General features: G+C 45.7%; 6 protein-coding genes and 3 pseudogenes. 3 read left to right on the top strand and 6 right to left on the bottom strand.

Annotated features, from left to right (window positions below; translation table 11 throughout):
- From BM485_16865 to BM485_16855, 3 genes and pseudogenes are all read left to right on the top strand, one after another.
- A pseudogene (locus BM485_16865) lies at positions 1-491 on the top strand (hypothetical protein).
- Positions 404-598 (top strand): hypothetical protein, encoded by a 195-nt coding sequence (locus tag BM485_16860; GenBank protein OKY73826.1) that lies wholly within the window; start codon positions 404-406, stop codon positions 596-598. The pseudogene BM485_16865 and the gene BM485_16860 overlap by 88 nt, the downstream one beginning before the upstream one ends.
- Positions 598-1,680, top strand: a complete 1,083-nt coding sequence (locus tag BM485_16855; protein ID OKY73825.1) for an IS91 family transposase — start codon at positions 598-600, stop codon at positions 1,678-1,680. The genes BM485_16860 and BM485_16855 overlap by 1 nt, the downstream gene beginning before the upstream one ends.
- 300 nt (positions 1,681-1,980) lie before the next feature.
- Here BM485_16855 and BM485_16850 read toward each other — a convergent pair whose 3' ends face one another.
- The 6 genes and pseudogenes from BM485_16850 to BM485_16825 form a co-directional block, all read right to left on the bottom strand.
- Positions 1,981-3,093, bottom strand: coding sequence for a hypothetical protein (locus BM485_16850; GenBank protein ID OKY73824.1), 1,113 nt, complete (start codon positions 3,091-3,093; stop codon positions 1,981-1,983).
- A 147-nt stretch (positions 3,094-3,240) separates the two neighbouring features.
- Positions 3,241-3,447 (bottom strand): annotated as a pseudogene (locus tag BM485_16845) (hypothetical protein).
- Between the two features lie 6 nt (positions 3,448-3,453).
- Positions 3,454-4,200, bottom strand: a complete 747-nt coding sequence (locus BM485_16840) for a hypothetical protein (protein ID OKY73823.1) — start codon at positions 4,198-4,200, stop codon at positions 3,454-3,456.
- Positions 4,200-4,670: a hypothetical protein gene (locus BM485_16835; GenBank protein OKY73822.1), complete on the bottom strand. Its 471-nt coding sequence runs from the start codon at positions 4,668-4,670 to the stop codon at positions 4,200-4,202. Before BM485_16835 ends, BM485_16840 begins: the two co-directional genes overlap by 1 nt.
- A pseudogene (locus BM485_16830) lies at positions 4,657-4,944 on the bottom strand (hypothetical protein). Before BM485_16830 ends, BM485_16835 begins: the two are co-directional and overlap by 14 nt.
- 234 nt (positions 4,945-5,178) lie before the next feature.
- The gene (locus tag BM485_16825) at positions 5,179-6,555 is read right to left on the bottom strand and encodes a transposase (protein ID OKY73821.1); all 1,377 of its coding nucleotides are present in this window, start codon (positions 6,553-6,555) and stop codon (positions 5,179-5,181) included.
- Positions 6,556-6,880 lie beyond the last annotated feature (325 nt).

Below are 6,880 nucleotides of genomic sequence, written 5' to 3'. Positions count from 1 at the left end.
AGAATCCCTGACATCCTGTCCGTCGAGCAGACGGGGCAACTATTTGCCGCAACCAAAACCTTGAGCTACAAGGTCTTCTTTTTTACCTGCTACAGCATGGGCCTGCGCCTTGGCGAAGGCATTCGACTCACAGTCGGCGACATCGACGCAGGCAACATGCGGGTCCATATTCGTGATGCCAAGGGTAACAAGGACCGGCTGGTGCCGCTGCCAGACAAGACCTTGCGGGTGCTGCGGGAGTTCTGGGCCATGCACAAGCATCCCCGGTTCCTCTTCCCCAGCAGGAAAAGAGGTCTGAAAAATGCCCACCTGGTTGATTTGCCCCTGGACAGGGGCGGCATTCAAACCACCATGCAGACCGTTGTCCGGCAACTCGGCATAAAAAAAAATCTCATGCCACTCCCTGCGTCACAGCTATGCCACCCACATGCTGGAGGCCGGGGTTGATCTGCTTGAGCTGCAGCAGATCCTTGGCCATGTCAGCATCCTGACCACCGCCAGATACACCCACCTGACCTCCACCACGGCCAACAATGCGAGACTGGCCGTCAATTCCCTGGTCAACTCCCTGGACATCAGATGGGGAGGGCGTAAATAATGCTGCTCTCCACGATCATCAACAAGTTCAGGGACAGCTTCTTCCGCACCTACAACAAAAATCTCCTGTCAGGCCACATCAAGGCTCTGGAGTCCATGGCCCGATGCAGATACGAGCATGGACCGCACATGCTGGCCCGTTGTTCGGACCACCGGTGCGGCGAACGGATCTATATTCCCCATTCCTGCGGCCACAGAAACTGCCCCCATTGCCAGAACCATGAGAGCCGGCAGTGGCTGGAAAGCCAGCTTGACAAACGACTGCCGTGTCAATACTACCTGATCACCTTCACGCTGCCCGGGCAGATGCGGGATCTGGCGTGGAAACACCAGAAAACCGTTTACGCCCTGATGTTCAGGGCAGTACAGGACCTCCTGAAATCCTTCACCAATAACGACAAAAAACTCGGCGGATCAGCGGGATTCACCGCCATCCTCCACACCCATTCCAGAACCCTGGACTATCATCCGCACATCCACGTTGTCATGCCCGGAGCAAGCATCAACCCGCAAACCGGGCTGTGGAAGGAAAAATCCGGGAAATATCTCTTCAGCCACAAGGCCATGGCCAAGGTCTTTCGGGCGAAGCTGCTCCAGACCCTGGTCGAAAACAAGCTGCCGGTTCCCCATGATTGCCCCGATCAGTGGGTGGTTGACTGCAAGGACGCGGGCAACGGCGAGAAGGCCCTTATCTATCTTGGCCGTTATCTGTACCGGGGTGTTATCCGGGAAAAAGACATCCTGCACTGCCGGGACGGCATGGTCACCTTCCGGTATCGCCATGCCAAAAGCGGAGAAGACCGGACCCGAACCGTCAAGGGCGAGTACTTCCTCTACCTGCTTATGCTCCATGTGCTGCCCCGAGGGTTTCGACGGGCAAGGTCGTATGGTTTTCTCCATGCATGCAGCAAAAAGCTGCTCCGCTTCCTGCAGCTGGTGCTGCGGGTCGCGCCATGGCGCGCCCTTGTCCGCAACCTGAAGCAACGGCCGGCTATCATCTGCCCGGCCTGCGGGGCCGCCATGGTGATCGCCGCGACAATGATCGCCCGGCCACCGGCCATGGCCGCTCCGTTACGGCAATAGACGAGCCGGAGGCATCGGGTATGTAAACGAAAGCCGTGAACTTGCCGAGGACACAAGCCGGATTGCACCGGGACGGGACTCCTGCGCCCGAAAAACGCCGGAAATCAGCGTAAAGCAGCATGATACAGCACCAAAATCCTTTTCAAAGAACATTGCGGGGGCCACTCCCGTCTTCCTTCGCCTGATCCGATCCCTCCGGAACCCAAAAGCTCTTTTCTATATACGTCCACCGGGCTTGTCCAACCACCGGTTCAGATTGTGGCTCGCTGCGCTCTCACAATCTAACCTTGTTCGTTATATTTATTTTATGTATTGATATCGGCAAGTTTTTGAGTAGCCCCAGTTTGTCTTTTTCATCAAGTAAACATCACTCATTTCATGATCTAATTCTTTCCAGTTTTCATCATATAAATGGTTGCTAAAACCATAAAACAATATGTTGTTTTGGTATATAAGCAACTCAGTAGAAGCTACAGGTGTATCGTTTATTTTTATTTCTCCAGTCGGAGATTCTATAAAATATCTATTATCGTCAAGATAAGTACGTTCAATCCATTCATTGCCATTTTCATTACATAATTTATTTATTGATAGTTGATATATAATACTATTGTTGCCATAACCTTCGATATTTCTTAACAGTGTTGATTTAACAGTAAAATCACCTTTTTCGTAAATACTTTTATAATATCCAGTCAATACTTTACTTTTGTATAAAATTTCAAAAATCCTCTTTATTGTTATTTTGTCATTTACACTGTCTAATGTGTTCCATTTTGCTCTTGCGAAAAAATCGCTTTGGCTTTTTATGGAGCATCTATATGGTTGATTTGTAGGTATTTCATTTAGGAAATCTTCAAAAGATTCACATAATTCTTTATCAGCCTGGCCCATATGGATTATGTGAGTTTTTATCCCTGTAGGCCACCAATTAAGTATCTCATAGCGGCCAGCCCCTTTTTCTGGATAGTCAGTTTTCTTAACTATTATCCCTAGCTCCTTGTTGCGAGCCCCATATAAGTTTTTTAAACACCGATTCAGAGAGGTATCGTCTTGGTATTTAGTGCATTCATTCCTTTGTTTAATCCATCGTTTTTGATCACTTTTTATATTAGCAATTCCTCTTGAAAGAGTTTTTTTGTAATTATTTGTCATATTTAAGTCGAGCCAAGATAGATAACTGTCTTTGCAGATAGCTTTTTCAATCCTGGTTTGGGCACGATCACAGTCAAAGCCAGCTTTCTGTCCTCCTGCAAAAGCAGGACAGGGGTGAATGCAACCCAACATTATTATTAAAAGAAAATTTTTCATGAGTAGATTAAATATAACGAATCTGCAGAAAAAGCCGTTTTTGTGTCCTTGAGTCAGGCCTGCAAAGCCCCCTTGACCGTTTGTGATTCCAAGCCGCATCATTGCCTGTCGTTTTTCCCAACACATATCCACCATATGTGATTCAAATGTTTGTGGAAGTCAAGCAGAAAAAAACTCGGCCAACCATCTTTTTACAGCGGCATATGATACATACCCAAGAGCCAAGGGCAGACCTGACCCCTTTTCTTTCATCCCCTGCCCCATCGAAGGAAGAACCATAAAAAGCATCATTGCAGAGGGGGCGAGGCTGGCAACCATTCCTCGCAGAACAAGATGATTTTTCATGACAGGGAGGAGGAGAAGAAGAAGCATCCATATCCCGCCCCAAACCATGCGCTCGTATGCCCATGGCGCGGTAAACTCAGGCTTCATGGCAATGCCGATGATGTCGGATATAGATTGTTATGTGCTTTTATTTTCAATTTTTTTTACAGCCTCCGTTGCAGATTCGATCACATGAAACTTTTCCAGATGGCCTTCAATGAAAGTTTGTCCATGCTCCGTCAGAATATTAATACTTTGATTTAATAGTTTGATATCTGCATTTAGCTCCAAAAGAAAGTTGTGAGCCGTATCAATAATATTAGCCAATCTTTTATCTACCGCTCTTATCAAAATGTCTTTTGCAACCTCGTTATCATTAAAGTCACTATCTATTCTTTTCAGGTCATTAGCCGCGTCATTGATAGCCTGATCCTGCAAAGCCTTGTATTTTATGGTTTTATCGTAAACTAACTGTTGAGCTTTCTCTCTCAGCTCAAGTTGCATATTGCCAATCGCATTTATGGCGTTAACATTTAGTTTAGTTAACTCCTGTTGGTACTTCATGATCGCCTCGGATACAGCGACCATCCGTTGCAATTCCTTGTCCTTCTTAAACTCTTCCAATTCTATAAAAATTCTTTTAACTTCTGTCTCTTTTCTTATAGAAAGATTGATATCTATTTCTTTTTCCCGTGCTCTGATGTCTGATTCCGCTTCCATTTCTCTTATTTTATTTTGAGATTCAACATTAATCCGAGCACGATCTCTTTCAATTCCCCTTTCATGATCCCATTTTCTCAATGGTTCTCGCCCCCAATCTGTTACAAGCTCTATTGGCTTCATAACAATATCACCCAATTTTCCAAGAGCGGACAGCAGGCCCATTATAAATTTCCTTTTAGTCGATTAATTTCTCGTTCAAACAAAACTTTATCTTTTTCATATTCTAGCAACAAGGCATTATATCTCTCGTTATCCATTTCGCCTTTCCTAATTAGACTATCAATCAACTGAACCTTAGAAGAAATCATCTTAGAGAGAAAGGGGAAATTGCATGAGTCTATTTCATCGATGCTTGAGATTGTTTTTAATAGTAGCTTTTTGATGACTTGGTAAAATAACTTACCTGACTTATTAGAATAATGTTTATCCCACGCAAAAAAATGAAAATTAATCCATGAGGTGAAATAGTTCTCAAGAGCCAACTTCATTAATTCGGGATTATTCTCGTATTTAAACATCGGTAGGTAAACTTCATGCTCCTTATTTTTGAAGTCAAAAATAAGCTTTTTTCTCGCAATATTAAGCACATGTAATGCTTCTATCATCGATGAAATCTCATCATTCCTGTTCATTTTTTTTCTTTACTTCCACAGCTTCTTTTTTTGCTTTTTGCCGAATCTCTCCAATCATGTCAATGGTGTGATCTTCAATCAATCCACTGGACAGATCAAGGCTTTTTGTGTAGCTGTTTACCAACTCTTTTATCCAAATAGAAGCAACGTTAGAATCTACTTGAGATTCTTTTAAAGTCGCAGAAACCTCTTTTAATGATTCTGAAAAGAATTTAGTCCTCTCTTTTCGCAAATCCTCTTGAAGAGTGGCGGCAAATTTAATTTCCTCTTTATATGATTTTACAGCCATTCCCGTTATGGGCATCGCTACCCTTTTGGATGATAAAATTTCGCGACGTTTGTGTAAAAAGAGCCATGATGAGTCGCCGTTTTTCGATGATCGGTTCAGTTTAGCCGTTTTATGCTGATTTCCGGCCATTTTTTTTAGTTTTTGGACGTACCAGTCCAGCCGCCTTGCCAACCATGGCTTGACACGGCCCGCTCCTTGACAATCTACTGCTATCCGTCGTTACGTTGCGCATGCCTCTTTCAATTCTCTCCGCTCGAATCCATGGGCTATGGACCGCAGGATGGTCTCCATGGAATCAACCCGGTAGTTGTGGAAAAAACCGCGGACAGTCTCCCACAGGTATCTTTTTGATTCCGCCTTGGCCCATGCCTCCTGGAAGAGCCAGCAACTCATCTGCTGAATCTGGTCGAGCAGGAAGGCCAGCATCATCAGGATGGCGAAAACAGCGCTGAGATTCTTTTCGCCAAGGCCATAGTTGTGACCGAGATTATAACCCTGGTTTTTCAAGGTATTAAAGGTCTCATTTTCGATTTTCCAGCGGGCTCGGCCGCCACGCATGATAGCAACAACATTTTCCCTGGTGATGGGAAGATCGGTTACCCAGCTGAATTTGGTGGTTTTGCCATGTTTATCAACCTGCCAATATTCCAGGAAATTGACCAGCAGATCCTGGTTTGACTGGTTGAGCGGTGCCTGATTGATGAAGCGGAAATAATGGATCTTTTCTGGTTCATCCGGATCTGTGTATTGAAATTCCGTCGCCTTGCCCAGCTCAACCGCTTCGTCCATGCGGTTGAAGAGAAACTGATGATCGCCCGGTTTGGCGCCCAGAATGTAACGCAGATCAAGCCGTGTCAGGTCCCGGATATGCGGGCCATTACTGCTCAGCCCGTCTTCCACCACGATCACCTTCAGGTGCGGATGCTCCCGGCGAAATTCTTCGAAGAATCGACCAGCGGCATTTCGCTCGCTGTCGTTCTTCTTTGCTCCGTCCTTTCTGGTGATCATTTCCGGAAAGACGGGAATGACCTCCCTGTGGTCCGGGTGCACAAAGGCGGCGGCAAACATCTGCTGGTAATACAGGATGCTGCCGTTATTGTTTTTCTTGCCCATGCAGTAATCGGATGACACCTTCTCCGAGGAGTAGAAGCCGGTGCCGTCACCGCTGAGCAGGTAATGGCCATCCAGAAAGGCCATCTTTTCAAAATCCTTGCCGCGTTGCAGCTGCCGGAACGCGCTGCGAAAAGGGGCACGCAGCGAGGAGAGATCCAGTGGGTCGAGAATGTCTCTCATCTGGCTGTCGCAGGGAATATCGGCAATGCCCCAGATGGTATGGAGATTTTCCGGCTCTTCGCGCCGCCGCTTGTCAAAGGCAAGCAGAGAGGGATCTTTCAGCTGGAACATGGCAAGAGCTGACATCAAGGCATCACCAAGTGATATTTTTGCATTGCCGGCACGATGGTCGGGGATTTTCTGAAAATCCTCGCGCATCAGTTGGATCAGGGCGTCGGCATTAAGATGTTTTCTCACGGTTCTTTTGGATTTGGCGGCCAGTTTTCTGACGGCTTCGATACGGTAAATTTTGCGCGGCTTCATGGCGATCTCCTATGTAATTTATTGATATCACATAGAAAAATCGCGACCACCCCTTCAGTGGGTTGTCAATAACAAAATGCGCCGTAGTTTAAAAAATTTCTTTGTTATTTTAAATAGTTATACATGCATACCCCGCCGCCAATGTCAGAAAAGACACCTGTCGGCACCAAAAATGTTTACGAAGGTCTATTTTAGAAATAATCATAAAATCAGATAGTTACATGGCGATCGGGAATTGCTGCTGATTTTACAAGTTCTAGATAATTTTTTTCATGTTAATAAAGAACTTTCAGTTTTTCCTGAAGGCTTGTTAAGCTTACTGCGT

It is taken from the genome of Desulfobulbaceae bacterium DB1 (assembly GCA_001914235.1).
GTDB lineage: Bacteria > Desulfobacterota > Desulfobulbia > Desulfobulbales > SURF-16 > DB1.
Note: the sequence above shows the minus strand (reverse complement) of the source record. Positions and strands in the feature narration are given on the sequence as shown.